General features: G+C 49.2%; 26 protein-coding genes. 4 read left to right on the top strand and 22 right to left on the bottom strand.

The features are described 5' to 3' along the window. The first annotated feature begins 338 nt into the window (after positions 1-338). Positions 339-1,616 carry a tetratricopeptide repeat protein gene (locus FJ023_02720; GenBank protein ID MBM4446254.1) on the top strand — a complete coding sequence of 426 codons (1,278 nt, stop codon included), beginning with the start codon at positions 339-341 and terminating at the stop codon, positions 1,614-1,616. 23 nt (positions 1,617-1,639) lie between these two features. Here the strand turns inward: FJ023_02720 and FJ023_02715 are convergent, their stop codons facing one another. The 6 genes from FJ023_02715 to amrS are packed head-to-tail and all read right to left on the bottom strand — an operon-like array spanning position 1,640 to position 7,209. After that, entirely contained in the window at positions 1,640-2,305 is a 666-nt protein-coding gene (locus FJ023_02715) for an alpha/beta fold hydrolase (protein MBM4446253.1), read from the bottom strand. Beyond that, entirely contained in the window at positions 2,272-3,642 is a 1,371-nt protein-coding gene (locus FJ023_02710) for a replication-associated recombination protein A (GenBank protein MBM4446252.1), read from the bottom strand. Before FJ023_02710 ends, FJ023_02715 begins: the two co-directional genes overlap by 34 nt. A 1-nt stretch (position 3,643) precedes the next feature. Further along, positions 3,644-4,753, bottom strand: coding sequence for a cell division protein FtsZ (locus FJ023_02705; GenBank protein MBM4446251.1), 1,110 nt, complete (start codon positions 4,751-4,753; stop codon positions 3,644-3,646). Positions 4,754-4,802: 49 nt separating this feature from the next. Further along, positions 4,803-5,318: an AmmeMemoRadiSam system protein A gene (gene amrA, locus FJ023_02700; GenBank protein ID MBM4446250.1), complete on the bottom strand. Its 516-nt coding sequence runs from the start codon at positions 5,316-5,318 to the stop codon at positions 4,803-4,805. Positions 5,319-5,344: 26 nt separating this feature from the next. Continuing rightward, positions 5,345-6,148, bottom strand: coding sequence for an AmmeMemoRadiSam system protein B (gene amrB / locus FJ023_02695; protein MBM4446249.1), 804 nt, complete (start codon positions 6,146-6,148; stop codon positions 5,345-5,347). Beyond that, on the bottom strand, positions 6,145-7,209 hold the full coding sequence (gene amrS / locus FJ023_02690) for an AmmeMemoRadiSam system radical SAM enzyme (protein MBM4446248.1): 1,065 nt from the start codon (positions 7,207-7,209) through the stop codon (positions 6,145-6,147). The genes amrB and amrS overlap by 4 nt, the downstream gene beginning before the upstream one ends. Positions 7,210-7,559: 350 nt before the next feature. On the opposite strand from amrS, the gene FJ023_02685 reads away from it, so the two are divergent. Beyond that, positions 7,560-8,726, top strand: a complete 1,167-nt coding sequence (locus FJ023_02685; protein MBM4446247.1) for an acyl-CoA dehydrogenase — start codon at positions 7,560-7,562, stop codon at positions 8,724-8,726. Then, positions 8,719-9,354 carry a dephospho-CoA kinase gene (locus FJ023_02680; GenBank protein MBM4446246.1) on the top strand — a complete coding sequence of 212 codons (636 nt, stop codon included), beginning with the start codon at positions 8,719-8,721 and terminating at the stop codon, positions 9,352-9,354. The genes FJ023_02685 and FJ023_02680 overlap by 8 nt, the downstream gene beginning before the upstream one ends. Positions 9,355-9,582: 228 nt before the next feature. On the opposite strand, the gene FJ023_02675 is transcribed toward FJ023_02680, so the two are convergent. The 5 genes from FJ023_02675 to FJ023_02655 all read right to left on the bottom strand — a co-directional run bounded on the left by FJ023_02675 (position 9,583) and on the right by FJ023_02655 (position 14,795). Continuing rightward, positions 9,583-9,996, bottom strand: a complete 414-nt coding sequence (locus FJ023_02675) for a methylmalonyl-CoA mutase (GenBank protein ID MBM4446245.1) — start codon at positions 9,994-9,996, stop codon at positions 9,583-9,585. Positions 9,997-10,062: 66 nt separating this feature from the next. Beyond that, the gene (locus FJ023_02670; GenBank protein MBM4446244.1) at positions 10,063-11,715 is read right to left on the bottom strand and encodes a methylmalonyl-CoA mutase; all 1,653 of its coding nucleotides are present in this window, start codon (positions 11,713-11,715) and stop codon (positions 10,063-10,065) included. Between the two features lie 520 nt (positions 11,716-12,235). Next, a complete protein-coding gene (locus FJ023_02665) occupies positions 12,236-12,943 on the bottom strand; it encodes a nucleotidyltransferase family protein (protein ID MBM4446243.1) in 708 nt (235 codons plus the stop codon). A 44-nt stretch (positions 12,944-12,987) separates the two neighbouring features. Beyond that, positions 12,988-14,193, bottom strand: coding sequence for a glycosyltransferase (locus FJ023_02660; protein MBM4446242.1), 1,206 nt, complete (start codon positions 14,191-14,193; stop codon positions 12,988-12,990). Beyond that, a complete protein-coding gene (locus FJ023_02655) occupies positions 14,151-14,795 on the bottom strand; it encodes a glycerol-3-phosphate acyltransferase (protein ID MBM4446241.1) in 645 nt (214 codons plus the stop codon). Before FJ023_02655 ends, FJ023_02660 begins: the two co-directional genes overlap by 43 nt. A gap of 165 nt (positions 14,796-14,960) precedes the next feature. Between FJ023_02655 and FJ023_02650 the strand changes: the two genes are divergently transcribed. Then, entirely contained in the window at positions 14,961-15,437 is a 477-nt protein-coding gene (locus FJ023_02650; protein ID MBM4446240.1) for a GNAT family N-acetyltransferase, read from the top strand. Positions 15,438-15,502: 65 nt separating this feature from the next. Here FJ023_02650 and FJ023_02645 read toward each other — a convergent pair whose 3' ends face one another. The 11 genes from FJ023_02645 to FJ023_02595 all read right to left on the bottom strand — a co-directional run bounded on the left by FJ023_02645 (position 15,503) and on the right by FJ023_02595 (position 25,323). Further along, positions 15,503-15,940: a C_GCAxxG_C_C family protein gene (locus FJ023_02645; protein ID MBM4446239.1), complete on the bottom strand. Its 438-nt coding sequence runs from the start codon at positions 15,938-15,940 to the stop codon at positions 15,503-15,505. An 89-nt stretch (positions 15,941-16,029) separates the two neighbouring features. Beyond that, entirely contained in the window at positions 16,030-16,896 is an 867-nt protein-coding gene (locus FJ023_02640; protein ID MBM4446238.1) for an epoxyqueuosine reductase, read from the bottom strand. A 40-nt stretch (positions 16,897-16,936) separates the two neighbouring features. Further along, positions 16,937-17,911 carry a phosphotriesterase gene (locus tag FJ023_02635; GenBank protein MBM4446237.1) on the bottom strand — a complete coding sequence of 325 codons (975 nt, stop codon included), beginning with the start codon at positions 17,909-17,911 and terminating at the stop codon, positions 16,937-16,939. Between the two features lie 110 nt (positions 17,912-18,021). Next, entirely contained in the window at positions 18,022-19,149 is a 1,128-nt protein-coding gene (gene dnaN / locus FJ023_02630; protein MBM4446236.1) for a DNA polymerase III subunit beta, read from the bottom strand. 247 nt (positions 19,150-19,396) lie between these two features. Further along, entirely contained in the window at positions 19,397-19,855 is a 459-nt protein-coding gene (gene moaC / locus FJ023_02625) for a cyclic pyranopterin monophosphate synthase MoaC (protein MBM4446235.1), read from the bottom strand. Position 19,856: 1 nt separating this feature from the next. Beyond that, a complete protein-coding gene (gene moaA / locus FJ023_02620; protein ID MBM4446234.1) occupies positions 19,857-20,873 on the bottom strand; it encodes a GTP 3',8-cyclase MoaA in 1,017 nt (338 codons plus the stop codon). Then, entirely contained in the window at positions 20,870-21,478 is a 609-nt protein-coding gene (locus FJ023_02615) for an XTP/dITP diphosphatase (GenBank protein ID MBM4446233.1), read from the bottom strand. Before FJ023_02615 ends, moaA begins: the two co-directional genes overlap by 4 nt. Before the next feature lie 87 nt (positions 21,479-21,565). Further along, positions 21,566-22,660 carry a fructose 1,6-bisphosphatase gene (locus FJ023_02610; protein MBM4446232.1) on the bottom strand — a complete coding sequence of 365 codons (1,095 nt, stop codon included), beginning with the start codon at positions 22,658-22,660 and terminating at the stop codon, positions 21,566-21,568. A gap of 103 nt (positions 22,661-22,763) precedes the next feature. Beyond that, positions 22,764-22,967 (bottom strand): four helix bundle protein, encoded by a 204-nt coding sequence (locus FJ023_02605; protein MBM4446231.1) that lies wholly within the window; start codon positions 22,965-22,967, stop codon positions 22,764-22,766. A 132-nt stretch (positions 22,968-23,099) separates the two neighbouring features. Continuing rightward, on the bottom strand, positions 23,100-23,603 hold the full coding sequence (locus FJ023_02600; GenBank protein MBM4446230.1) for a four helix bundle protein: 504 nt from the start codon (positions 23,601-23,603) through the stop codon (positions 23,100-23,102). A gap of 52 nt (positions 23,604-23,655) precedes the next feature. Beyond that, positions 23,656-25,323 carry a methylmalonyl-CoA mutase gene (locus FJ023_02595; GenBank protein MBM4446229.1) on the bottom strand — a complete coding sequence of 556 codons (1,668 nt, stop codon included), beginning with the start codon at positions 25,321-25,323 and terminating at the stop codon, positions 23,656-23,658. Between the last annotated feature and the right edge of the window lie 74 nt (positions 25,324-25,397).

Raw genomic sequence — 25,397 nt, 5'->3', positions numbered from 1 at the left:
TTGCTTTGCCCTAATAAGCCCATAGACGAGAACATAGGCAGCTAAGTCATATCTCTGCCTATCTAACGCAATCTTCAACAACTTCGCCATAATTAACACAATGTTAGCACTAATGTTCTATTAAAACAAGGCGATTCTGTCGCTTTCCAGCCCCCTCAAAGGGGGGAATGTAGAGGCAGACCTTCGGGTCTATCCGTTTTCGAACAGGTTTAAAAACCTACATCTACATCTCTGCAACCTCTCCTTCGACCAGAGAGGGTAACTTGGGGCCGAATCGGAAAGTATGCTATACTTGTAACCCAAAAGTTTCTAATTCCACTCGCTCCGGAGGCTGATTTATGAGAGACAAACTCAGGTTTATGCTACTTCTGTTTGTCATGCTGTTGTTGCTGGCGTGTGCTAGTCCAGCTCAGGAGCATATCAAGCAGGGTGACAGCTATTTCAGTCAGAAACAATGGGATGAAGCTATCAGCGAGTATAGCAAGGCAATAGAGCTCAAGCCAAACCTAGCGGCAGCCTACAGCAAACGGGGCCGGGCTTATATTGCCAAAGAAGACTGGAACCCGGCTCTCAATGATTTGAACAAGGCGCTCGAGCTGAACCCCAAGCTGGTTGAGGCATATAATCACCGAGCCTTTACTTACAATGCACAGGGGCGCTGGGATCTGGCCATCAACGACCTTAACCAGGCTATCGAACTCGACCCGAAGTCGGCTGTGTCGTATAGCAGTCGTGGCTGGATACACCTTAATAAGGGGCAATTTGAGCAAGCCGTTGCTGACTTGGACAAGGCTATTGACCTGGACCCTAATCTGGTCGACGCATATTACAATCGAGGCCTTGTCCACAATAGCCAAGGCCTTTGGGATAAGGGCATTGCAGACTTGAGCAAGGCGATTGAACTCGACCCCACTAATTTCCTGGCCTACAACGACCGTGGCTCTGCCTATACCAATACAGAGCAACTGGATGCAGCCATTGCCGACCTAAACAAGGCTATAGAGCTCAGGCCTGACTATGCGCTGGCCTATTACAACCGTGGCTTAGTCTATAAAGAACAGGAGCAATGGGACCTGGCAATTGCCGACTTCAGCAAAGCCACAGAACTCGGACCAAATCTGGTCATCGTCAGCCAAGAACTGGCCGAAGCCTATACTAGCCGCAGCTACATTTACCGAATAAAAGGGCAAAATGACTTAGCTTTAGCTGACCTTAACAAGGCCATAGAGCTCAACCCAAAACTAGCTGTAGCCTATTACAACCGAGGCTCAGTATATAACGTGCAGGAGCAATGGGAACTGGCCATCACCGACCTTAACAAGGCCCTAGAGCTCGACCCCAAAAACCTTGCGGCGTATAGCAACCGAGCCTATACCCATATCAAAACCGGGCAATTGGATAAAGCAGCCGCTGACTACAGCAAGGCAATTGAACTTGACACCAGCTACGCCCTGGCCTATTACAATCGGGGAATTGTATATTACAACATAGGAAAGGTTGATTTGGCTATTGCCGACCTGAACAAGGTTGTAGAGCTATCAGACGACTCTGACCTGACTGCAGCAGCCAAACAACGCATAGAGGAAATCAAGAGCAAACACGGAGGCGAGGAGTAACCTCCCAAATGCTACGCGATATGCTACAAATTAGCTCCAAAGAAATCTGCTACTTTCCCCGCCAATTCTGCCTCATGCCCCCACCATAAATGGTCAGCTCCAGATATAAGTTCAAATCGTTTCGGTTCAGCCGCTTCTCGACCCATCAACTTTGCCTGGTCAAGCGGCACTACAAAATCATTAGTTCCACAGATTATGAGCTTGGGCTTGGTGCAACTTTTCAATTGAGATACCTGTGACGACCCGGGAGGCAGTGAAATGAGTGTTACCGCTTTGACTCTCTCATCGGCGCAGGCAACAGGCAAAGCTACAGCAGCACCAAATGAATAACCCATCAACCCCACCCTGTTGCTATCCACCACAGGCTGGGAGACAAGCCAGCTTATGGCCGCTGCTACATCATCCTGTTCAGCAACGCCATCCCCATGGCTACCTTGGCTGCCACCCACACCACGAAAGTTAAACATAAAAGCAATTGTAGACTTCTCAACCAAGGCCGAACTTACCGACACAATAACGTTGTTATCCATCGAACCGCCGTAAAGAGGATGAGGATGACACAGCACTACTGCAGGGAAAACTCCATCGCCTTCAGGGAAATAACAAAGACCTTCAAGTGTAAGCTTACCACAAGGGAAAGATACCGTGCTCTGCCTCAGTCTTTCTTCTCCCGTTTGCTTTGCCACCAAGCCTTAAGCCTGGCACGTACGTCTTTTTCGTAGCCCTGGTCACTGGGCGAATAGTATCGCTTCCCCTTAAGTGGAGTTGGCAGGTTCTGCTGCTCAACAAAGTGGCCCGGGTAGTCGTGGGCATATTTGTAACCCTTCCCATGTCCCAGCTCGCGCATCAACTTGGTGACTGGATTGCGCAGGTGAAGCGGTACTGGCTCATTGCGAGTTCGCTCAACATCTTGCTGCACCTTAGAGTAGGCCTCATACAGAGAATTGCTTTTCGGTGCTGTAGCCAGATAGGTTGCAGCTTCAGCCAGGGCCAGATTGCCCTCAGGCATACCTACAAAATGGGCTGCCTGTTGCGCAGCTACAGCCACCACCAATGCTTGAGGGTCAGCCATGCCCACATCCTCAGAAGCAAAACGAACCAGACGACGGGCAATGTAAAGGGGATCTTCCCCTGCCTCGAGCATTCGCCCCAGCCAGTACAAAGCTGCATCAGGGTCTGAACCACGCAGCGACTTATGCAGCGCCGAGATAAGGTCATAATGCTGGTCGCCACTCTTATCATAAAGCAAAGCCCGATGCTGAAGCGCTCCCTCAATGGTCACCAGGCTAAGTCGACGATACCCGTCAGCCTCGGACGCAGTGGCCTGAGTTGCCATCTCCAAGACATTGAGCGCCACTCGAGCATCGCCGTTAGACATAACAACCAAATGCCCTAAAGCGTCTTCAGCCAGCTCTACCTTCAATCTACCTAAGCCTCTATCTTCATCTACAAGAGCTCGTTCCACTATAAGACGAACCTCTTCATCAGTTAATGAATTCAGGGTAAACACTCGGCACCTGGAGAGCAGAGCTGAGATAACCTCGAATGAGGGATTTTCTGTGGTAGCGCCAATGAGAATTACCACACCATTTTCCACGTATGGTAATATGGCATCTTGCTGATTTTTATTAAACCGGTGAATTTCATCGATAAACAGGATAGTCCTTTGTCCCGAATGCTTACGCCTGTGTCTTGCCTCGTCCACAGTGCGTCGCAAATCAGCTACGCCAGCACTGACAGCGCTCATCGGGCTGAAATGCGACTTAGTAACACTGGCGATAACGTAAGCTAAGGTCGTCTTACCACTACCCGGTGGCCCCCAAAAAACCATCGAAGGTAGCTGGTCTGCCTCAATACACCTCCTCAGTACCCGCCCTTCACCCACAAGATGCTCCTGGCCCACGAACTCGGCGAAACTACGCGGTCGCATCCTAGCCGCTAAAGGTGCATCGTGGAGCAACTCGCCATCCACCCCAGAAACCTCTTCTCTCTTCGCTTCCAGCCTATCCAAGTCAAAAAGAGTCATGCTAATCCGTCTCCTTCTCCTCCAGCACCCCCTGAGTCAGCCTGGCTGCTCTGTCATAATAGTTCTTAATCCTGTCCACGTAAATCAATTCTGATATCATCACAGTGACTTTGGCAAAACCTTTAGCTCCGTAGAAACTACCCTCTCTTAATTCAGCATTGGGTGCCAGCTCTCGCAAGCGATTACTTACGACCTTAATCATGTCAACATTAGCCTGCTTGACCGGCGCCGAAAGAAGATACAGGGCTCTGCCAGCATCTTCTAATTTGCAATCAATCGACAATCGCATCAAAGCCAAATTCATCGCTTCCATAACCCTGAATGTCTCCGAGCTTTTTTCCTCAAAGCCTGGCGCTCTTCTCCACGTCAGTATTGAGGATACCAATTTCGCCTTGCCCATGCCTATAGCTGTCCAACCAGCCAGAGTCCGCACTATATCACCAGCATCGAGCCCTTTGCCGACAGCATATTTTGAACTGACCATATCACCTGCACAAAGAAGGTCATAGAACATAAACACTAATTCTTTATTCAAGTTATCCATCTTCTGTGGTGGTACTATACTTCCTAATATTCCCAAACCCCCATTATCTGCCAAAATCACAGCATCAGCTACCTTATCGATAGACTTGAGACATAAAGCGGTATTGCGAACGTGCTGCGGGTCATTTAGCTCATCGTTAAAGGGTAAAATGAGAAGCACATAGACTGGCTTGTTTAAATGGCGTTCCTTGAGCATCTGAGCCATCACCGGAACCCCTCCTGAACCAACGCTCCCAGCAGCACCGGCAATAAACAGAAAGGCATCCGTATTGACAAAGGCGCCCAGTCTCATGGCTAACATCACCCGCTCGCTTTCCTGACGCATCAGCTTGGCACCCGCTTCAGTCGATTTATCACCAAGCTCAACTGTGCCAATAATCGGCACTGGCCTCAACCAGTCCCAGCCAGACTTGGTTAATTTACCCAAAAAAGTTTGGTCGTTATTGACGGCATAGGCGCAGGTAACTATGTTAATATGCCGCTCACTCCTCGCCAACTTATTTAACCCGGCAAACTCACGAGCCAGCTTGCAACCGCAATCACCAACACCGATAACCATCAATTTCATATTACTTTTATCTACTTGCCAAAAAACTAGCCAGATATATGCAATTATGTCAATTAAATCTTTCCACTTTAAAACGATACAATTTTATCGGCTCATGGGCTGATATGCCAGCCTTAGCCCGGCAAATTTCGATTTGCTCTTCAACGCTACCCACACCTTCGAGGTCAGGCAGCAATAGCCCACGCCTGAAACCGCATTCCACAATTACGCCATATTTCTTCGGGTCAAGCTGGCCAAGGCTTCGCACCGGCTCCGGTTCAGTAAGAACATCTACGCTGTACTCAAGGGCATCCAACTCAGAAGCTTCAACCGGCATAAACCGAGGGTCTTGCATAGCTGAACTTATGGCATTGACTACGATTTCCTCAGCTATGTTCCGCCTTGTTGGCATAAAAGTACCAATACAGCCCCTCAATTCGCCACGCTTCTTAATGGACACAAAAACGCCAGCACGCCGCTTCATCTCGTCAGTAAGTTTCCTTGGCCTGAACACCTTGCCGTGGCAGACATATCTTTCTACCGCCTTTTTGGCCAATTCCACTATCGGATGACGCTGCTTTGCCATATCGCCTCGCCTTTCTTCGACTGCTCTTATTTTACTATTATCCCGGCATAACCTACCACACTGCTATAATCGCCCGATGCGTCACCGCTAGTCTGATACTTGACCAGTTCCGCCTTTTTAGCCCCCAATTCCTTAGCGGCAGAGATAAGGCTAACCACTGGTGCATAGCCACACATCGATATATCAAATTCGTCAACTCGTTTCAATAACTCGTCTTCATCCAAATCCAGTATAGCCTCAATAGCCTGACGATCTTTATTCCGAGCCATTTCATGCGGCTCGTAATGGGTCATGTCACTGCTGGCCAGTATTACAACCTCCTTCTTCAACTCCTTAATCGCACTGGCCAATTCCCTGCCGATTTTCTTATAAGTGTCACCTTTGGCATGGGCAAGAACTATGGGCACTATCCTAACATCCGGTTTGAAATACTGCAAAAAAGGCACCTGAACCTCAAGCGAGTGCTCAAATTGATGTGCCAGATGGTCTTCTTCTAGGCAGCTTGAGATGGTTAGAATCCGCTTTCCGAGCTCCGAGTCAATTTCTATATCACCCAAAGGCGTTTTCCACACCCCTTTGGTCATGATACTAAAAGCTTTTCCCCTGCCGGTGTGATTGGGGCCAAGGATGACAAAGGTATCCTTGAATTTGACCCTAGATATGACCGCCCCAGCTACTAGACCTGAGTAGATATATCCAGCATGAGGCGAAATCAGGCCGATTACCTCATCTTTCTCCGCCCTATCATCCACCATACTTTCAATCATCCTCTTGAGCCCATCTGCTGAGCCCGGGTAAAACTGTCCGGCAACAACTGGATTCCTAATCATGGCACCCCTCCCGATAAAGCTGGAACCTGGCGAGACCAACCAGCCGTCTTAATATTAAGCTCAGCTCCACAGAACTTACATCTGGAACCTTTGACGCCTACCACATGAACATCGTAGCCAAACCTCTGAATCACTACTTTGTCGCAGGAGTAACAAACAGTGTTTTCCGCACTATGACCGGGAACATTGCCCAGATAAACAAAGCGTAACCCGGCCTTCTTGCCGATATCATAAGCCTTCTCCAAACTTGCTATCGGTGTCGGCGGCAAATGCATCAGGTTATGTTGAGGATAGAACCTGGTCACGTGCCACGGCGTCAGCTCTCCCAGCTCATCCCGCATCCAGCTAGCAATGCCATGTAGCTGCTCCTCATCATCGTTCATCGTCGGTATCACGTTGGTAATCACCTCCACGTGCATACCCCACTTCTGCTGCGCTCTTTTAGCCACCTCAAGAATACCTGTCCATCGAGGTATTTTGGCTAGGTCTCGGTATAAGGCATCAGAGAAACCCTTGATATCAACCCGCCAGGCATCAAGATAAGGCCCGACGGCATCCAGAGCCTGAGGCGTTAGATAACCGTTGGTCACATAACCTGTGTAAAGCTTATCCTTTTTGGCCAGTTTTGCCGAATCTAACGTATATTCAAACCAAATGCTCGGCTCGTTATATGTCCAGGTAATGCCGCCGCAATTACGCTCCTTTGCCAACCTCACAGCTCCTTCCGGTGGTATGCGATGTGATTCACCCGTCATCTCGGCTGGCTCCTCAACGCAAGAAATCTGCCAGTTCTGGCAATGCTTACAATGAAAATTGCATCCCCAGGTGCCCAGAGACAAAGCCAGACTTCCCGGAAAAAAATGAAACAGCGGCTTTTTCTCAATGGGGTCAACAGCTACCGAGGAGACTTGAGCGTAATTAAGTACATGAAGGACGCCGCCATCGTTTCGGCGCACCCGACAAACCCCAAATTTGCCCGACCCAATAACACAACGCCATTGACACACACTGCAGCGTACTCTCGAGTCGGGAAGCTTTTCATAAAGCAGCGCCTCGTGCATCAGCCAGTACCCCAATCTCATTATAACACACACCCAATCAATAGAAATCCCAAATACTAAGCACTAAATCCTAAACAATATCTAAATTCGAATTCATAAAAATTAGGGGCTGTGCAGCTCCCTATCGTCATTGGGAGGAGCTTCTTTCATTTTTGTCATTGCGAGCCGAAGGCGTGGCAATCTCCGCACAGCAACGGCGTCTGCCTCTGCTTAGATCGCCACGTCGCTATCGCTCCTGGCAATGACAAAGGACAATTATAGGGACAGGGCTTTAGCCCCTGCCCAACCCCCTAGACAAGGTTCAAGACTTAGTCTACAATTCCTTGGAGAAAAATCTGAAAGAGGTAGCTATGATTCTAGAACTCAACGAAGAGCAGAAGATACTGCAGAAGAACGCCCGTGACTTCATGGAACGCGAAATAATCCCCATCGCCGATGAATATGACCGCAAATATCACCCCCTGCCCAAAGATATAGCTCTCGGCCTGCTAAAGAAATTAGTCCCTCTCGGCTATGTGGGCTCAACTTTGTCTCCAGAGTACGGCGGCCAAAATCTAGACCCCATCTCATACGCCGTCCTCGGCGAGGAGCTAGCCCGCGCTTACCTCAGCTTAGGCATGATTGTGCTGATACAGGACGGTAGTGTGCTCCCCATACTAGTGGAACACGGTACCCCTGAGCAAAAGGCAAAATACATACCAAAGATAATGTCGCTGGAAAAAATCACCTGCTTTTGCCTGACCGAGCCTGATGTTGGTTCTGGAGCCCGGGATTTGAAAACTGCAGCCGTACTTGACGGAGACCACTACATACTCAACGGCACCAAAACATGGATAACGAGCGGTGGCATCGCTGACCTGGCAGTTGTCTTTACTTCTACCGACAAAGGTAAGGGAGCTAGAGGCATTTCCTGTTTGCTTGTCGATAATGCCGAGTCTCCATTCGCCACCCGAGAATTACCCAAGCTAGGCTGCCGCTCTTGCCCCACCTCCGAGTTGAATTTTGAGGACTGCCGCGTGCCCAAGGATAACCTGATCGGCACACCAGGCAGCGCCTATCTATTGGCGCTGGGCGAGCTTTGTAAACTCCGAGTCGCCGTGGGCATAGGAGCCTTGGGCTTAGCACAGGCTGCTATCGACGCTGCTGTCAAATACGCCCGGGAACGAAAACAATTCGGTCGCCCCATCGGCAGTTTTCAGCTCATTCAGGAAATGATCGCTGATATGGCCATACTTACCGATGCCGCCCGCTTCCTCTGCTACCGAGCTTTATACCTCATAGGCAAAGGCCAAATCCCCTTTAAAGAGGCCTCTATGGCAAAAGCTTACAGCACAGAAATGGCCGTTGAGGTAACCTCCAAAGCTATCCAGGTTCACGGCGCCTACGGCATTTCCGAGGAGTACCCTGTGGAGCGTTATTTCCGTGATGCCCGCACTCTTACTTTTCCCGATGGCGCCACACAAATTCAAAAACTAGTCATCGGCCGTGAGATGCTCGGCATATCAGCCTTTGTCTAAGGCCGTGTATAAAACCATGCTGATTATCGGCATAACTGGCAACTTTGGCACCGGCAAGACCACCGTATCTCAAATGCTTGCCGAGCTCAGTGCCGTTGTAATCAATGCAGATGAGTTGGGGCATGAACTTCTCCAACCCAATACCCAGACCTATAAGCAAATATTGGCTGCTTTCGGCAAGTCCATCCTCAAGCCCGATGGTAAAGTAGACCGCAACAGGCTGGGCAAATTGGTCTTTGACGACACCGCAGCCCTAGCTCGACTCAACCAGATAACACACCCCAAGATATATGAGATAGCCAAACAAAGAATAGAGGGATATCGCCGGACAGATGCCACAGTGGTAGTCCTTGAGGCTGCCCTGCTCATCGAAGCCGGCTGGGCGCCCTTGGTAGACCAGCTCTGGGTGACTACAGCACCGGAAGCCACTATTGTGAGACGGCTGAAAAGCTCACGAGGGCTTAGCGAAGAGCAGATCCTGGCTCGTCTCCACAGTCAGATACCTCAAGAGCAAAAGGCAAAGCAGGCTGATGTGGTCATCGACACCGATTGTTCTCGAGACGAACTCAGAGGCATAGTAACCGACCTGTGGCAAAATCTGGTGGAGGGACAGACATCCAATACCTGAGCTACAAATCCCAGGCAACCGCAGATACATGAGACGCCCTATTGCTCAAGATTAATTCCAAGATGTTCTCCTTTTACAGCGATGTATCCGTTATTTAGGTTTTCTGAAAACCCTGTACTGTACCACAGGGATTACCGTTGTTCTTATGGATTAGCCTATTTTACCTCAGCTAGGGTAATACCACGGAAGGCAACAAACTAATGTATAGCGAAATCCGGTTTGTGGTGTTTAAGATTGTTGTCTGCTGGCAGCTAGTTCTCGAACAGTCTCGACTATGCTCTCAATGGGGGTTCCGGGCCTGAATATGCCGGCTACTCCTGCGGCTTTCAGCTCCTCAATCTCCTCTTCAGGGAAGATGCCGCCAGCGACTACAGGAATATGTTTCAGCCCCATCTCATCTCTTATCTTCAACATTTTCGACAGAATAATCCCCGGAGAACCAGACATTATGCTCATGCCTATTATATCTACATCTTCTTGCATCGCTGCCTGAATTATTTCCCTCAAGCCGACCTTCGGTGATGCCTCCAGATATATCACCTCCATGCCTGCATCACGCAATGCCGTGGCCACAACCAGAATCCCTCTACTATGCAAGTCAAGAGGTGGCTTTGCCAGAAGAACCCTTATCTTTTCTGCCATAATATGAAATTCGCCTCCGAATTCAAGTAACTAAACGCCAATACATGGCAACTAACTATCAAGCCGCTAAGAATTTTCCATGTAAATCTTGGTGATCTCCCCTATAGTCATGTACGCTTTCACTGCATCTATCGTGGGCGGCAATATATTTACACCGTTTTTACAGGCATCTCTGAGATTATTTGCGGCCTCTTCCCATCTCTTCACATCTCGCTTCTCTTTCACCTTGTTCAACCTCGCTAGCTGCTTCTCTGTGAACTCTTTATCTTCCCTCCATATCGGGAACGGGTATTTTATCTCCTCCACGTATTTGTTTACACCGATTATCACCCTTTCCCCACTCTCCACCTCCCTTTGAAATCTATACGAGGCATCCGCTATCTCTCGACTCACCCATTGACGGACTTTCGGGTCCCACCAATCGCCCATTGAATTAATCTTGTTTAGAATGCTTCGTGCTTCATCTTCAAGCTTATTTGTCAGCCACTCCACATAATAGGAACCGGCAAGCGGGTCTATCATGTCTGCAGCTCCCGATTCTTCCAAAATTACCTGATGAGTTCTTAGAGATAGCTTTGCCGTCTCTTCAATAGGTATGGAGAGGCCCTCATCGGCAGAGTTTATATGTAATGACTGGCAGCCGCCCAAAACCGCTGCCAGTCCATAGAGAGTGCCCCTGATTATATTCACTAAAGGTTGTTGATAAGTCATAGCATCACCTGACGTCTGGCAGTGAAACCTCATCTGCCATGACCTGGTGTCTTTGGTACCTAGCTCCTCTCTCAAAACCCTGGCCCAGAGCCTTCTCATAGCCCGAAATTTGGCTATCTCTTCAAAGAAATCCCTGTGGGAGTTGAGGAAAAAGGAAATCCTAGGAGCTACCTCATCTACATTAATGCCTCTCTCCACACACCCTTTTATCACAGCCAGGGCAGGAGCGATGCCAAAGGCGATCTCCTGAACCGCAGTGCAGCCAGCTTCTCGGGTATTTCTCACCGCCACGCTAACAGAATTCCACCTGGGGAGATTTCGGGTACAGTACTCCACAATATCTATGCAAAACCTCTTAGAAAAGAAATTCGTGCCGCCATATATATCAGAACAGCTCCCCATTGTATGCCCTATAATAGGGTAGTTTTGTAGAGTGCCAGAAAGATTTCTTAAATCTATGCATCTTTCCTGAGCGACGGCAACCACCATGGCAAGTATGGCAGGATGTGCCGCAATTATATTAATGCCGCCCTTTTCCATATCCACGCCTTCTAGAAGGTCCCTCATGTCCTGAATAGTGTCGAGAGCCGTTCCTTCCCTGCCGACAAAGCCCTCGGCAACCTCTTCATCCGAATCCAAGCCCATATTAGTAGGATGGTCAAAAACAATACTGAAGCCTGTCTGTCCATGCTCTTCCATAAATTTAAATCTCTGGCTGCTCTCCACTCCACCACCATAGCCAATTACCTGTCTCACCGTCCAGGGTCTCACTCTGTACATCGTGGAGTATACACCCCTGGTATATGGATATTTGCCAGGAAAACCTATGTCCCTTTCATAATCCAGCCCCTCAATATCACCTGGCGTATACAGAGGTTTTACCCTTATCCAGGAAAGATTCTCAAACCTCTCTTTTCTCTCAGGCCTTTTCCTTAATGAGCTCTCGTACTCCCTTTCCCATTCCTGAGTCATTTCCCTCAGCCCGTCTTCATTATTCTTGTCAGCCATGCCAGCAACCCTCCTTCAAAATGCGCATTCGAAGAGTATCACTGAACAGATTTACAGTTATGCCTTGCTTCAAATGCTTACCTCGTACAATGATAATGTCCTTACAATACCTTGTCAATACAGACTTTTTGTCATTGCCAGGAACATGGCCGGGTGAGAAGGCTCAGAATGACAATAGCGAATGGTTCGCAGTGACTGATGAAGATAGCATGTAGCTGCGAGGCTTTAGCCTCACCTCGCGCCGGTATATCTCTTCAAGTCTAAGATGGTGTCACAGCAAATACAGGGCACACAGACAAAGAACCAGACAGGCAAACACATAACCACTGAAAATAGCCATAAGTTCCTTGCTCATCATTTGCCTCTTTTGCTCGCTCCTTTCAAAGGCAAGCAGCTAAAAGTGCGATCAGTATAATCATAGGGTGTTACCGCAGTTTTGTCTCTGTGTAAAACTTTTGTAAAATCAGAAGCCAGATTAGCAGAGCAAGGGAGTCAACTAAAGCTAGCTGTTCTCAGATATCTAAGAGCCGGCTTGTTGGAGCGACTGGTAGACGTCGATGCTGCCAATGTCAATCCATAGCTCACTGAAAGTGTAAGCATGGACTTCATCTGTTTCTATAAGGTAAGCGATGAAGTTGCCCAGATTGTCCCTCTTGCCCTGGGCATAGAACTGAGATAAGAGAGAGAATACTCGCGGGGGGAAAATGTAACAGGCGATAGCCACAAGGCTAGATGCAGGCTGCGCTGGCTTTTCCTCAAGTTCGGCTATCCTATGCCCATCCAAAAGGACAACACCATATTGGCTGGCTTTGTTTTTGTCGCCGATATCATAAACAGCTACCAAGGTATCCTTACCATTGTAAGCGGCGATGAACTGACGCAGGTCGAACTCAAAATAGTTATCGCTGGCGATGACCAATAGGTCATCAGCTATGTTTTTGGCTCTAATCCAGTAATCCAGAGAACCTACAGCACCAAATGCCTGCTCCTCAGTAAAGACCGGCTCGACACACAGGGTCACTACCCTGCTAATGCTCTCCTGCCAGCGGCGGAAATCAGCTTCGAACTTTTTGTTAGTGTTAACCAGAATATCTATATCCTGCGGAATCTTGTCCACAACGTGGCTTATTAATGCTTTGCCCTTGTAATCGAGCAGGCCTTTTGCTTTAATGACAGTGAGCGGATAGAGCCTTGTTCCGAAGCCGCTAGCCAATATCAAACTTTTCATTTAGCTGAGCTTAAACGGTTAGGAGGGTTTAACTTGATTTTATTTTACTTGACGCCAGACGTCGCGCCGTACAGGCGATCCTTCCAACGGACACCCAGACCAACCACTTCTCGCCAACCACCATATAGACCAGCCGCGAAAAGGAATGAAAAACCAAGCGGATGCAAGAAGGTGGAAAGAAGCGATTGTCTAAAATGATGCTCCACCAGCCAGCGCATAAATATAATCATGACTACTTGGAAAGCAACGATGAATCGCCAATCGGTGGGAGCCGCCATCGAAAAATAGGCACTCCACAGCCAGTAGAACGGGGCTAGATAGAAAACAAAGCCAGCAGCTAACAGCCCAACCAGCGCTACCGGTGATAACGCCGCCACTGAATATATCCACTTGACAAATCCCTCCCACATTCTCCCCACATCCCGGTACATGCGACAATAGAACACTGTAGATAAATCAATAGCTATATGCCGACCACCATGCCGAACTGTTTCAACACCTAGCCACACATCCTCCAGTATTTTATCTTGCACTGCCATGTGTCCGCCAATACGCCAGTAATCTTCTCTGGGAAATAGGATGAATTGACCGATGGTAAGCGATGGCCTATGCCCTTTGGAGCGATGCACCCACCATAATGGCAGAAAGCTCATAATGACAAAGTACAATACTGGCATGGCTATCTTCTCAGGAAGGGATTCAGCCATCTGGCGGGGAAATCCAGAAAGCATGGAGGGTTTAAGTTCAAGAGCCAGCGCCAGTGTGCTGCGCAGCATATGCGGAGCATGTGTGGTATCAGCATCAATAAACAGCAGCCAGGAACCTCTGGCCTTTTCGGCAAGCTGGTAGCAGGCGAACGGCTTACCTGCCCAGCCCTCAGCAAGTGGTTCGCCTCTTACCAGCCTGATACGGTCATCCTTAGCCGCTATCAGCTCCACAAGCTCAGCCGTGCGGTCCGTGGAGTTATCGTCTAAAACTATAATCTCAAAGTTGGGATAGTCCTGTTTCTGCAAGGACTTTAAGCAGGTTTCTATGTTTTCTTCTTCGTTCCGAGCAGGAATAAGCACCGAAATAAGAGGCGCTGGTTCAGGTATCTTACTATCAATATCCGGCATCCTGAGCGATCTCAAATTAAGAATGAGATTAATCGCAAAGATAACCAGCAAGACAGCAATTACTATCTGATACAACATTATCTCACTACCCGCTATGAGCGGCCCAAGTTCGCCGCTTTCCTTCCCCGAAGCCAAGTGATAAGCTTACCCTTCAATCTTGGCCTAGTTTTCAAATCGTCAAAGTGTTTTACCACCAGTATGGCTATCGCACATAGCACGAACAGCGGTTCTAATGATACTCCTTTCGCAACCACCAAGTAAATCAATGTGGCTGCCATACCGAACATCACCCGCCAAGCATCAACATTTATCAAAAGAAAACCCAATAACATGAAGATGACAACTGAAATGAACATCTCATGTTGCGGTAGCGCTAACAGGACACCGCCAGTGACCGCCAGCGCCTTACCTCCATTGAACCGTAGTATTGGGGTAAAAGCATGACCCAATATGGCGCTCAGCCCCACCGCCATCACCATAGCCATAGGCAGCTCAAAGTAATAATGTGCCAGGGCTACAAAAGGGATGCCTTTGCCTATATCCAGAAACATGGCCAGGGCAAACGCCTTACGGCCTCCGGCTCGCAGAACATTAAATGCACCGGGATTACCATCTCCATAATCTCTTATGTCCTTACCTAACAGCCACTTCCCCACCCACAATGAAAAGGGACAAGCGCCAAGCCAAAAAGCTAGCACAACGAGCAATGCAAAATAAAATATCTCCACTCTACAGATGCCCCCTAGCTACATGCAAGGTTATACCTCGCATTACAAGGCTTAGCATAAACCATAACCTCTCCCCTGTCAATAGGTCACTTCCACCACTGGCGACTGCGGTTGAACTTCCACTGCCGTGGATAGTATCATACTGGTAATTGCATTCCGATTCAATCCCAGCAGATGATCAGAGAACTTTCCTACAAAGACGCAAATAGCATTCACGACATCATAAACCGTGCATCTCGCGTCTACAAGGGCGCTATTCCCGACGACTGCTACCACGAGCCATACATGCCGAAAGAAGAGCTCCAAAGAGAGATGCGCAGCATGAATTTCTTCGGTTGGGAAGATGAAAAGGGGTTGGTCGGTGTCATGGGATTTCAGCCGATTGAAGACGTGACGCTCATCAGGCACGCCTATGTATCACCTGACTGCCAGAGAAAGGGCATCGGCACCAGGCTTCTCGACCACCTGAAGCAGATGACAAAGACCAAGCAGTTGCTCGTGGGTACCTGGGCAGATGCCACGTGGGCAATAGAATTCTACCAAAGGCAGGGGTTTAGACTCATGCCTGATAAAGACGAGCTACTGATGAGGTATTGGGATATCCCCCAGCGTCAGATTGAGACTTCGGTAGTTTTGGGTATTGAACTGTAAAAGTCTGTCCCTGTCAAACAATCCCGAGTAACAGCAGCTTAGGCTTTTGAAACATAGGATGCTACCTATACTAATAACTGCTCCACAATCTCCGCCGCCTCCCGGACAAGTTTGGAACAAAGTGTATCACGGAGCTTATTATCCACAAAAATTTTCAAACCATCAGGAGTGCTTAAATCACAGCCGAGCAATTCCCGGCATACAATTGAGCCATTAAGAGACTTAAACCTGTCCACAAATTCCTTAACAAGCCGGTTAGTCTTTTCGTGTGACTGTGTATCCTGAACCGTTGTCCGACCGTATTTAAGGCCTATGACCATAAAGGCTCCAGTTACCGCCCCACATGTTTCGCCCATCCGACCCATGCCCCCTCCAAAGGCAGCACTGACTTTCAAGGCAGTTTCATGGTCCAAGCCGCATTGTCCGGCGTACGCTGTAAGTACCGCCTGAGAACACATGAAACCTTCATTAAAGCAGGAAACAGCTTTTTCAACGTCACTCATATCTCAATCCCCCCGAGCCATTAATGTAGGGACAGACCTTCAGGTCTGTCCGCCTTTATCGGACAGGTCTAAAGACCTGTCCCTACGTTCTATCGGCCCTTATCCCGGACTTTGGGCGGTATCCTGGCTTCGCAGGGCACCTTCGTCTGACATAGGCCACAGCCCTGGTAGCGGCCGATATAACCTTCTCCTCTTCCCAATTTCTTGAGCATAGCTTTCTGCTTGATAAACATGAACTCCTGACATTTGTTCTTGTCGTGCCCCTGCTCGCTGATAGCATCAGCAGGGCATCGTTCTATACAACGCCGACATGAGCCATCACTGTAGAAAAGGCAGTTGGCCAAATGGTCTTTGTACGACCTAGGGCTGGGTGGTAGCTTTGCATCGGTTACCACACTGCCGCAGCGCATGGCAATTCCTCTCGGTGTAATGAAGCCGTCACTGAGGCTGAAAGTCCCCAAGCCAGCGGCGTAGGCAATGTGTCTCTGCGACCAGTTGGATGCAAATCCCTCGGGCAGGCTCTTCAGCTCATAAAAATCTGCCAACTCCAAGGCTATAGCCTGGTAGCCTAAGCTCTCCAATAGAGATACCACATAGCGTGATAGCTCATTGATGAAGTCCTGACCATGCCAGCGGGTGTGGTTCCACCTCAGAGAGGGGACCACGGTTTCCTGGCGCAAACTCAGCCGTGTCTCGTAGGTAACAGGCAGGATAAAGGAGATTACGCTCACTTGGGATGGGTGCTCTTGGCTGCCCTCTTTGGATTCAAGGTACCTTTCCAGAGCCTCACGCGGGGTAAGGTGGAAATCACCTATTATTGCTTTATAGTCCTGAAAGATGGTGTCATCGCCATGGGCAAAACCAACCAATGGCTCATCGAAAAACTGACCGTCACCAAAGGACTGAAAGCGGTTGCCCGGGCTTGTAGCCACATACTCTTTAATCGCCTCCTCCAGAAACGCAGCCGGGTTCGCCTTAAACAGTTCTCGATTCAAGCTATTCGCCACCGAATAGTCCCCGTGGGTTTTCCACCATCATGGTATTAATCTTGTCCTCACTGACTCCCGCCTCTTTCAGTGTTGGGATGATGTTATTGAAGACATGCACGTAGGACCAGTTGGCCATAAGTGGCTTTGCCGCCTCTGGAAACTCGAAGGGACGGCCCAGCCAGTATGCCGCGTAATCCTGAGACAGCAGAATTCTGTCGCCGTAGCCGACGCCAATCAGACCAATGAGGCAAGCCTGCCTCAGCTTATCCGGGAAGAGCATGTCGATACCCAGCCGGTCAAAGGCTATGTTCACTCCCTTTTCCAGGACGGAGAGATGGTATTTCAGGTCGGCATTGCCGCACATGTGCCCGATAACTATACGCCTGGGGTCAGCACCTTCGGAGATGAGCAGCTCGGCCTGCTCTGGCCCCATGGTTCCAGCCTCAGTGTGTGTTATTATAGGCACACCTGTCTCTTTCTGCGCCCTAGCCACCGCCTTAAGTATCCTCTCCTCATAAGGCGTTATCTTGGCATGTCCCGTGGCTGCCTTAATGACACCCGCCTTCACTCCCGTATTTCCAATGCCCTGTGTAATCTCCTTAACAAATGTCTCGCAGACTTCAGCGGTGATATCATACATCTGGCTTCGAAACTTGAGGTATCCGGGCTTCCCATATTTCTCCGTATAAAAACCTGTAGCACAGATGATATTTATACCCAATCTCTCGGAGACAATCTTCTGCAGCTCTATATCCCTGCCGGCGTCGCTGGCAGTAGCATCAACCATCGTCTTCAGCCCATAAGCCTTAGCTCCCTTCAAAGCGCCTACGCAAGCCTTGGCGGCAGCTTCCCGGTCATACGGTGGAGCCAATGCATCGCAGTCCCATCCCAGATAACCAAAAGTCAGATGCTCATGAATCAGCGTAACGCCCAGCTCATCTGCGGAAACTGGACCCAGCACAGTATTAACTTTGGCCATGATACTCCTTCTGTCTTCTTTCGTTTGGCTTGAAGTAGTTGCGAGGCTAAAGCCTGTTCACTGGACAACCTTAAAAGGTTGCAGTTACGTTCGCCAGGATAGCGGTTGGTTTTCTACCACTGGACAAACATGGGCATGACGACGTGGACGTAGTTGTCGACGCCGACGGGGCGGAGGACGCCGGGACTGGAGGAAGTGGTGGTTTCCAAAGCGACTTGCTTTTGGCGCAGGACAGACAGGACATCGGAGAGGTATTTGGCATTGAAGGCAATCTTAGCCGCCTCGCCGTCAATCAAGGCGTCAATCTCGCCAACGTTATCACCGACCTCTTCAGCTCGGGCTGAGATATTCATTTTACCTGGAGTAAGCTCGACGCCGGGGGTAACGACCAGCCGGACGATGCCGCTGCCATCGCGGGCGAAAATGGAGGCCATCCTGATGGCTCGCAAGAACTCAGCCACATCAACAACAGCTCGGGTCACATAACTTTGCGGGATGAGCTGCGAGTAGTTGGGGAATGTGCCCTGGATAAGCTGAGAAACCATCTCTATGTTCTTGAGCTTGAATAGTACCTGGCTCTTTTGCTGATTTACTGTGATTTCAACCGGCTCTTCCTGGTCAGTGAGAAAGCGGCTTAATTCGTTCAAGGCTCGCGCCGGCACGATTATGGCAGTTTTGTTTTTAACTGGCTCCAGCAGAGAGGTATTATGGACAGCCAATCTAAAGCCATCAGCCGCCGCCAGAGCCAGCTTATCTCCATCAAATTCAAGCTGGTTCCCGGTAAGCACGGGGCGGGATTCTTCGGTAGCTGCGGCAAATGTGACCTGGCTAATCCCTTCCCTCAAGGCTTCAATCTCAATTTTGGTGGCTATGCCATCGCTGACCTGAGGAATGGGCGGAAAATCCTGAGCATCGAGACCATTGATCCGAGCCTCAAAACGAGCACAATTGAGTTGCAGGGTGCGCTGAGTAAGAGCAATGTCAATTTTATCGTTGGGGAGAGAGCTGATGAACTCAGTCAAAAGTCGGGCGGGGATGGTGATGGCACCTTCCTCCTCTATTTTGGCACCAACCCAGCAACTGATGGCAATCTCCAAATTGGTAGCAGCTAGCTTAAGACGGGATTGGTCAGTGGCTATTAAGACATTCTGAGTGATAGGTAAGGTACTTCTTGTGGCTACGGCCCGGCTAACTATGCCTAACCCTTTACTCAGGTTTTCTTGCAGGCAGGATAGTTTCATGTCACACCCCCCAACAGTTGTATTGTGTCAAAGTATACCCCGCCCGCTGGGTCAAGTCAACGGTTTTGGACTAAATATGTAAATCAAATATCAAATATCAAAATGGGAAATGACAGATAAAAATGCAAAAATACTCTTGTACCTTAGAAGCGAATAGAGACGAAAGTGTGCCTTCACTTTTGACTTTTGAGTTGTCATTTTGATTTTTAAGTTTTAATCTTTGACTTGACGGTAATGTCTGTCTGCTTTATTCTAGCGAGATGGTGCCGCTTTTGCCGCCGCTTTTCTTGATGAGGCGGATATTATCCAGCCGTAGCGTCTGGTCTACGGTCTTGCACATGTCATAAATGGTCAGCCCGCTTATGGCCACGGCAGTTAACGCCTCCATCTCAAAGCCGGTCTTGCCGCTGCCTTTAACCGTTGCCGCGACTTCCACCGCCGAGGCTTTCTCATCTATGGTGAAGTCGATAACGACATCCTCAATGAGCAGGGGGTGACATAGCGGGATGAGACGATGGGTTTCTTTGGCTGCCATGATGCCGGCGACTCGAGTCGCCGCTAGAACATCACCTTTGGGCAACTTGCCTTGTTTGAGCAGTTTCAACGTTGCCGCCTGCATCAAAACTCTGCCCTTGGCTACAGCCTGCCTGGCAGTAACCGGCTTTCTACCGACATCCACCATCCGAATATCTGAAGATGAACTCATGTCAACCTCCTACCTGAGACATGAGGCGTTTTCTAGAGACCTGACCTTGTTGTAGCTGATGCTTTTGCGGCTTCGATTGAATAGCCTCAGTGATGACCTTTTTCAGCTCTTCGGGTGAAGCACCTTCACGCAGTGGTTGGCGCAGATCAATTTCCTGGTCGCCGAGCAGGCACGGTCGTAGCTTACCTTCGGCAGTAAGACGGAGGCGATTACAACTGAAGCAAAAGTGCTGGCTAACCGGCGTGATGAAGCCGATGGTGCCACTAGCTTGCGGAAAGCGAAAGTATTTAGCCGGACCATTTCCGCTGATGGGCAGGCTAGGTTCCAGCTTTCCCACACTGCCCAGACGTTCTTTCACCTCATCGGCTGACATAAATTGAGGATGAACATTGGTCTTTCCTCTAGTTGAATGCCCCTCCGGCGGGTTATCCATGGCAAAGGGCATCAGCTCGATAAACCGTAAATGCCAGCCTTCAGTTATGGTCAATCTGGCAAAGTCCACAATCTCATCATCATTTATGCCACGCATGACCACCATATTGACCTTGACTGGATGCAGCCCGCAAGCTTTAGCCTCTTTTATGCCCTGCAGCACGTCGCTTAGCTTACGATGGCGGGTGATGCGTTCAAACTTATCTTGCTTTAGGGAATCCAGGCTGACGTTAACCCGTTTCAAGCCAGCCCGTTTAAGCTCACCGGCATACTGCTTCAGGAGAACACCGTTTGTAGTCAGCGAGATGTCGTCAATGCCATCAATCTGGGCTAGCATGGCTACCAGCTCAGGCAGTTTGGCTCTGACCAGCGGTTCACCGCCGGTAAGTCTAACCTTCTTAATACCAAGCTCAGCAGCCAGCTTGGCAACCGTAGCAATCTCCTCGTAGGTAAATATCTCACCATAAGGCAACAGGCGAATGCCCTCAGGGGGCAGGCAGTAAATACAGCGCAGGTTGCAGCGGTCAGTCACCGAGATACGAAGGTAGTTGATGGGGCGGTTAAATGGGTCGGAAAGGCCGGTCATGGTTTGACTTTCTCCGTAAGCCGCTCCAGCACTCGGTATGCCTTACGAGCAGCTCTGCCACGGTGACTTATTTGATTCTTTATCTCTAGGGGCAGCTCAGCCATGGTTTTCTCAAATTCAGGGAGGTAAAAAACCGGGTCGTAGCCAAACCCATTCTCGCCCTCAGGCTCGAAAGCAATTATGCCCTGGCACTCCCCATGACATAGCTCGGTTCTTCCTTCCGGGGTAGCTATGGCGATAACACATTTGAAACGGGCAGTCCGCTTTTCCCAAGGGACATTCTTCAATCTGGATAAAAGGTGCTCAACCCTGTCTTTATCGCTGGCCTCTTCACCAGCAGCACGAGCTGAGCGGATACCTGGCTCGCCACCTAAGGCATCAACTTCAACTCCCGAATCGTCAGCTAAAGTGATAAGATGGCTCGCCCCGGCATATGCGGCAGCTTTAATACTGGCGTTCTCTTCATAGCTAGGACGGTTTTCCTCCACATCTATATCTATCTCTATCTCATCTGGGGTCACAAGTTCGAAGGGGAGTCCGCTCAGGAGATGGCGATATTCGCGGGCTTTTCCCCGGTTGGTGGTAGCCAAGAGTAACTTAGACATTTTTCCCTTTTGATGTAGCCACTATTTCTTCACCCTCACCTTATTCCTCTCCCCTCGAGGGAGAGGTTAGGTGAGTGGGTTCCGCATCTAAATGTTTTTGAGTCTTCCTTTAAGCTTCTTCATCACCTGGGGCAAGGTGGTGTATTCCATCTCTTCCAGAGGCAAACGATGGGGTTCGAAAGGTCCGAGACGGCGTAGCATATCAGCGATATCGCAGGCCGCTTGGCGGGCGTTGTTGAAAGCCGGGTCATCGAACATATCCAGTGGGCCAACCAGTTTACCATTGGCAAGCTGGAAACCGGCAGCAATCACCCTGGGCGGGCCATCAAAACGAGTGGGGTTACTCTCTCTGACGGCTACCGGCATCAAGGGGCCGTTATGCGAGCCTCTCATCCAGCCCTCCACTATATTGGGAGAAGCAAAGGGTTCAAGGACCTCGCCTACAGCCGGGAAATGCCCTTGAGAGCGGACAATGCATACCGGGTCATCTTTGCCCACATACCTGCCAGCCATCATAGACAAGCGCTGAGTGGAAGAGACAGCGGCTATGTCACCGCTCTCCCGATGGTACACCGCTTTAATGCAAAAGCGGCTGGGTGCGCCTATAAAAACGAGCATGTCATAAATTTCTTCGGGGGCATTGAAGACTATCTTCTTGTGCTCTTTTACGTCATGAACCTCAAAGGAGAAGCCACCATGCATGTTACCGGCTATAACCAGACCAATGGTATTGAAGGGGTCGGCAAAAATTTTGTACAGGGGCAGGTTCCAGGCACCTGAGGCAGTTTTGTCCGCCATAAAGATGATGATGCTTTCAGCCTCTCGTTCCTCGATTTCCATCTCGGCAACGCCGGGCCCCATGCCTTTGACGTTGCCGGAGAAGGCATCAGCCAGCATGTCCTGACCGGCACCATGCAGCTTCAGCTTCTTGGCTATTTTGGTGCAGTCGACAAAGGTATCCCAGGCCAGTTTGTGGATTTTCTCATCCTCCTCTCCATGCTGGTGAGTCATTATCAGCTGGAGGTCGTCACCGCACCTGGTAACATGATAGTCGATTAGCAGCCCGGACTTCTTAGCCACTGCCATGCACTTTTCCCCTTTATCCAGCACCTCAGGATGCGAGCTGGAATGGCCGACATAGCCGCCGATGTCAGCCTTGATCACGCTTAAAGTTACTTTCATCTTGTCCCCCTTCTATTTGGTTGATATGTTGTGCCTCTAAAGATTGTTCACAATATCAAAAATCAAAAGTTAAAACTCAAAATGTCAGATAAAAATGCAAAAATCATTTCTTGCCCTTTAAGGTTAGAATGCTGGTAGCAAGTATATTAGAAAGCTCAGTCACCTCTTTCAAAAGTCTATCGGTTGTCTCTCTTTCAGCCTTGCCTGAATCTCTGAGAAGCCCTAACCAAAATTTCGTCTCATTGGCCGATTTCAAAGCATGCGTAAAAAAGTTAAGGTAAGTATCCCTTGACACCACGTATATCATTCTCTATCAGGCAACGTGTAGGTGCTGTCGCTTAAATATTTTGCCATTTACAAACCTTGAATTTTTACTTTTCCCTTTGCCGCTTTCTTTGTCCTTTAGTTAAACCGTTTCTTATCCCATGAATTGCTCTCATTAATTCCTGAAATCTGGCTTCATCACGTCTTTCCTCTGCCCGAAGCCGATATAATGAGAAAACAAAACACACAAACTTAATAGTATAAAGGCAATCCCAAAGGCAATGAGAATATTAGCTGGCCCACTACTAATTTCAAGAGTAAGAGGGAGAATTAGTAGCGTTGCCCCCACAGGGAAGAATAGTGCCCCATATGTTGTAAACCAGTTAGCCATAATCCCTTTCATCCTCCTAACTAATTTGTTAAGAGGATTATACACCCTATTACTTATACGTGTTATGGGGGGATACTTACCAAAGTTAATATAGTCTTTGTTTGATGAGGCACTTTTGGCTTCAATAATATTGGCCCCGATACTTGTAGCGCTCCGCAATAGCTGGTCACCAATAACAGTTGAAACTTGCCCCTTCGACAACTGCTCAACAAATCCGATAACCTCCAACGCAAACTTGTAAACTCGCCCCTTAAATTCATTTTTGAATTTTGACTTGCCATTTTGCATTTTGCTCTTTGATATTTGTTTGATTTTTGATATTTGATTTTTGACTTTTATATTATACCAATGCCGGCAGCCGATATTCACCGAAGACCTTCCGTAATACGCCACAGACTTCACCCAGAGTTGCATAGGCGCTTACGGCATCTAGAATATAAGGCATGAGATTTCCGTTGCCCTGGGCAGCCTGGCGTAATGCCTCAAGCTTTACCGAAACCTGCTCGTTATCCCTCTCGCGTCGCAGTCGGCTGAGCCGCTCAAGCTGCCGCTTCTCCCCCTCTTTATCCATCTCCAGGATTGGAATGGTTATCGGCTCATTCACAGCATATTCATTAACGCCGATAACCATGCGCTTTTTGCTATCTATCTCCTGCTGATAGCGATAAGCCGAGTCAGCGATCTCCCTGTGGAAGAAGCCGGCCTCTATAGCCGGTATAACGCCGCCAAGCGAATCTATCTTGGCAAAATATTCGTACACAGCCTTTTCCGTCTTATTGGTAAGGTATTCGAGGAAGTAGCTGCCACCGAGAGGGTCAATGGTGTTAGCCACTCCGCTTTCGTGGGCGATAATCTGCTGGGTGCGTAAAGCTATGGTCACCGCCTTCTCCGATGGCAGGGCAAGTGCTTCGTCCATAGAGTTGGTATGCAGGGATTGTGTCCCGCCGAGGACAGCAGCCAGTGCCTGAATGGCGGTACGAACAATGTTGTTTTCCGGCTGCTGTGCGGTGAGCGAGCAGCCGGCTGTCTGGGTATGGAAACGCAACCACTGAGAGCGCTCGCTACCGTTGAACCGCTCTTTCATTTCCCGTGCCCAGATGCGGCGCGCAGCACGGAACTTGGCGATTTCCTCAAAGAAATCAATATGACAATTGAAAAAGAAGCTGAGCCTGGGGGCAAAATCATCCACCTCCAGCCCATGGTCAATGCCCGCCTGAACATAGGCAAGACCATCAGCCAGGGTGAACGCCAGCTCCTGAACAGCGGTGGCACCAGCTTCGCGTATATGGTAGCCGCTGATGCTGATGGTGTTCCAGCGTGGCACCTGTTTCATGCCGAATTCAAAAGTGTCAACAATAAGGCGCATAGAAGGCTTGGGCGGGAAGATAAAAGCGTTCTGCGCCATGTATTCTTTGAGTATATCGTTCTGTATGGTGCCACCTAACTTATCCAGAGGGATGCCTCGCTTCTGAGCGTTAGCCAGATACATCGCCCAGATAACCGCTGCCGGCCCGTTTATGGTCATAGATGTGGTTATCTCATCGACAGGAATGCCATCGAACAATATCTCCATGTCAGCCAAGGATGAGACGCCCACACCACATTTACCGAATTCCCCTCTGGCCTCAGGATCATCGCTATCGTAGCCATTTAAAGTCGGGAAATCGAAGGCAACGCTCAGCCCAGTGTCACCATGCTCTAAAAGATACTTGTAGCGGGCATTGGTCTCTTCGGCACAGCCGAAGCCGGCAAACATGCGCATCGTCCACAGCTTGCCTCTATAGCCGGTGTAGTGAACACTGCGGGTATATGGATACTCACCGGGAAAACCCAAGTCCCGAAGATAGTCCATGTCTGCAATGTTGAGTGGTGTATAAAGCCGTTCAACAGGAACCCCAGAGTTGGTGATAAAGGAATCCTGTCTTTCCTCAGAACTCTGAGCCTGGGCATGCCACTGGTTGGCCTTTTTCTCCAATTCTTCCTTCTTTCGCTGGCCTGACACTCCAATATCTCCCTTACACAGGTCTAAAGACCCGTCCGAATTGGACAGACCTGAAGGTCTGTCCCTACACCTTGATATTT

It is taken from the genome of Chloroflexota bacterium (assembly GCA_016875875.1).
In the GTDB taxonomy this organism is placed as follows: Bacteria; Chloroflexota; Dehalococcoidia; order GIF9; family UBA5629; genus 9FT-COMBO-48-23.
The sequence above is the reverse complement of the archived record's forward strand: the minus strand, read 5'-3'. Positions and strand labels throughout refer to the sequence as shown.

What these genes read in the sequence shown, in the direction of transcription:
- FJ023_02720 (MBM4446254.1), top strand. Translation starts at nt 339, where the DNA reads ATGAGAGACAAACTCAGGTTTATGCTACTTCTGTTTGTCATGCTGTTG.
- FJ023_02710 (MBM4446252.1), bottom strand. Translation starts at nt 3,642, where the DNA reads ATGACTCTTTTTGACTTGGATAGGCTGGAAGCGAAGAGAGAAGAGGTT.
- FJ023_02705 (MBM4446251.1), bottom strand. Translation starts at nt 4,753, where the DNA reads ATGAAATTGATGGTTATCGGTGTTGGTGATTGCGGTTGCAAGCTGGCT.
- amrA (MBM4446250.1), bottom strand. Translation starts at nt 5,318, where the DNA reads ATGGCAAAGCAGCGTCATCCGATAGTGGAATTGGCCAAAAAGGCGGTA.
- amrB (MBM4446249.1), bottom strand. Translation starts at nt 6,148, where the DNA reads ATGATTAGGAATCCAGTTGTTGCCGGACAGTTTTACCCGGGCTCAGCA.
- amrS (MBM4446248.1), bottom strand. Translation starts at nt 7,209, where the DNA reads ATGCACGAGGCGCTGCTTTATGAAAAGCTTCCCGACTCGAGAGTACGC.
- FJ023_02685 (MBM4446247.1), top strand. Translation starts at nt 7,560, where the DNA reads ATGATTCTAGAACTCAACGAAGAGCAGAAGATACTGCAGAAGAACGCC.
- FJ023_02675 (MBM4446245.1), bottom strand. Translation starts at nt 9,996, where the DNA reads ATGGCAGAAAAGATAAGGGTTCTTCTGGCAAAGCCACCTCTTGACTTG.
- FJ023_02670 (MBM4446244.1), bottom strand. Translation starts at nt 11,715, where the DNA reads ATGGCTGACAAGAATAATGAAGACGGGCTGAGGGAAATGACTCAGGAA.
- FJ023_02665 (MBM4446243.1), bottom strand. Translation starts at nt 12,943, where the DNA reads ATGAAAAGTTTGATATTGGCTAGCGGCTTCGGAACAAGGCTCTATCCG.
- FJ023_02650 (MBM4446240.1), top strand. Translation starts at nt 14,961, where the DNA reads ATGATCAGAGAACTTTCCTACAAAGACGCAAATAGCATTCACGACATC.
- FJ023_02645 (MBM4446239.1), bottom strand. Translation starts at nt 15,940, where the DNA reads ATGAGTGACGTTGAAAAAGCTGTTTCCTGCTTTAATGAAGGTTTCATG.
- dnaN (MBM4446236.1), bottom strand. Translation starts at nt 19,149, where the DNA reads ATGAAACTATCCTGCCTGCAAGAAAACCTGAGTAAAGGGTTAGGCATA.
- moaC (MBM4446235.1), bottom strand. Translation starts at nt 19,855, where the DNA reads ATGAGTTCATCTTCAGATATTCGGATGGTGGATGTCGGTAGAAAGCCG.
- moaA (MBM4446234.1), bottom strand. Translation starts at nt 20,873, where the DNA reads ATGACCGGCCTTTCCGACCCATTTAACCGCCCCATCAACTACCTTCGT.
- FJ023_02615 (MBM4446233.1), bottom strand. Translation starts at nt 21,478, where the DNA reads ATGTCTAAGTTACTCTTGGCTACCACCAACCGGGGAAAAGCCCGCGAA.
- FJ023_02610 (MBM4446232.1), bottom strand. Translation starts at nt 22,660, where the DNA reads ATGAAAGTAACTTTAAGCGTGATCAAGGCTGACATCGGCGGCTATGTC.
- FJ023_02605 (MBM4446231.1), bottom strand. Translation starts at nt 22,967, where the DNA reads ATGATATACGTGGTGTCAAGGGATACTTACCTTAACTTTTTTACGCAT.
- FJ023_02600 (MBM4446230.1), bottom strand. Translation starts at nt 23,603, where the DNA reads ATGCAAAATGGCAAGTCAAAATTCAAAAATGAATTTAAGGGGCGAGTT.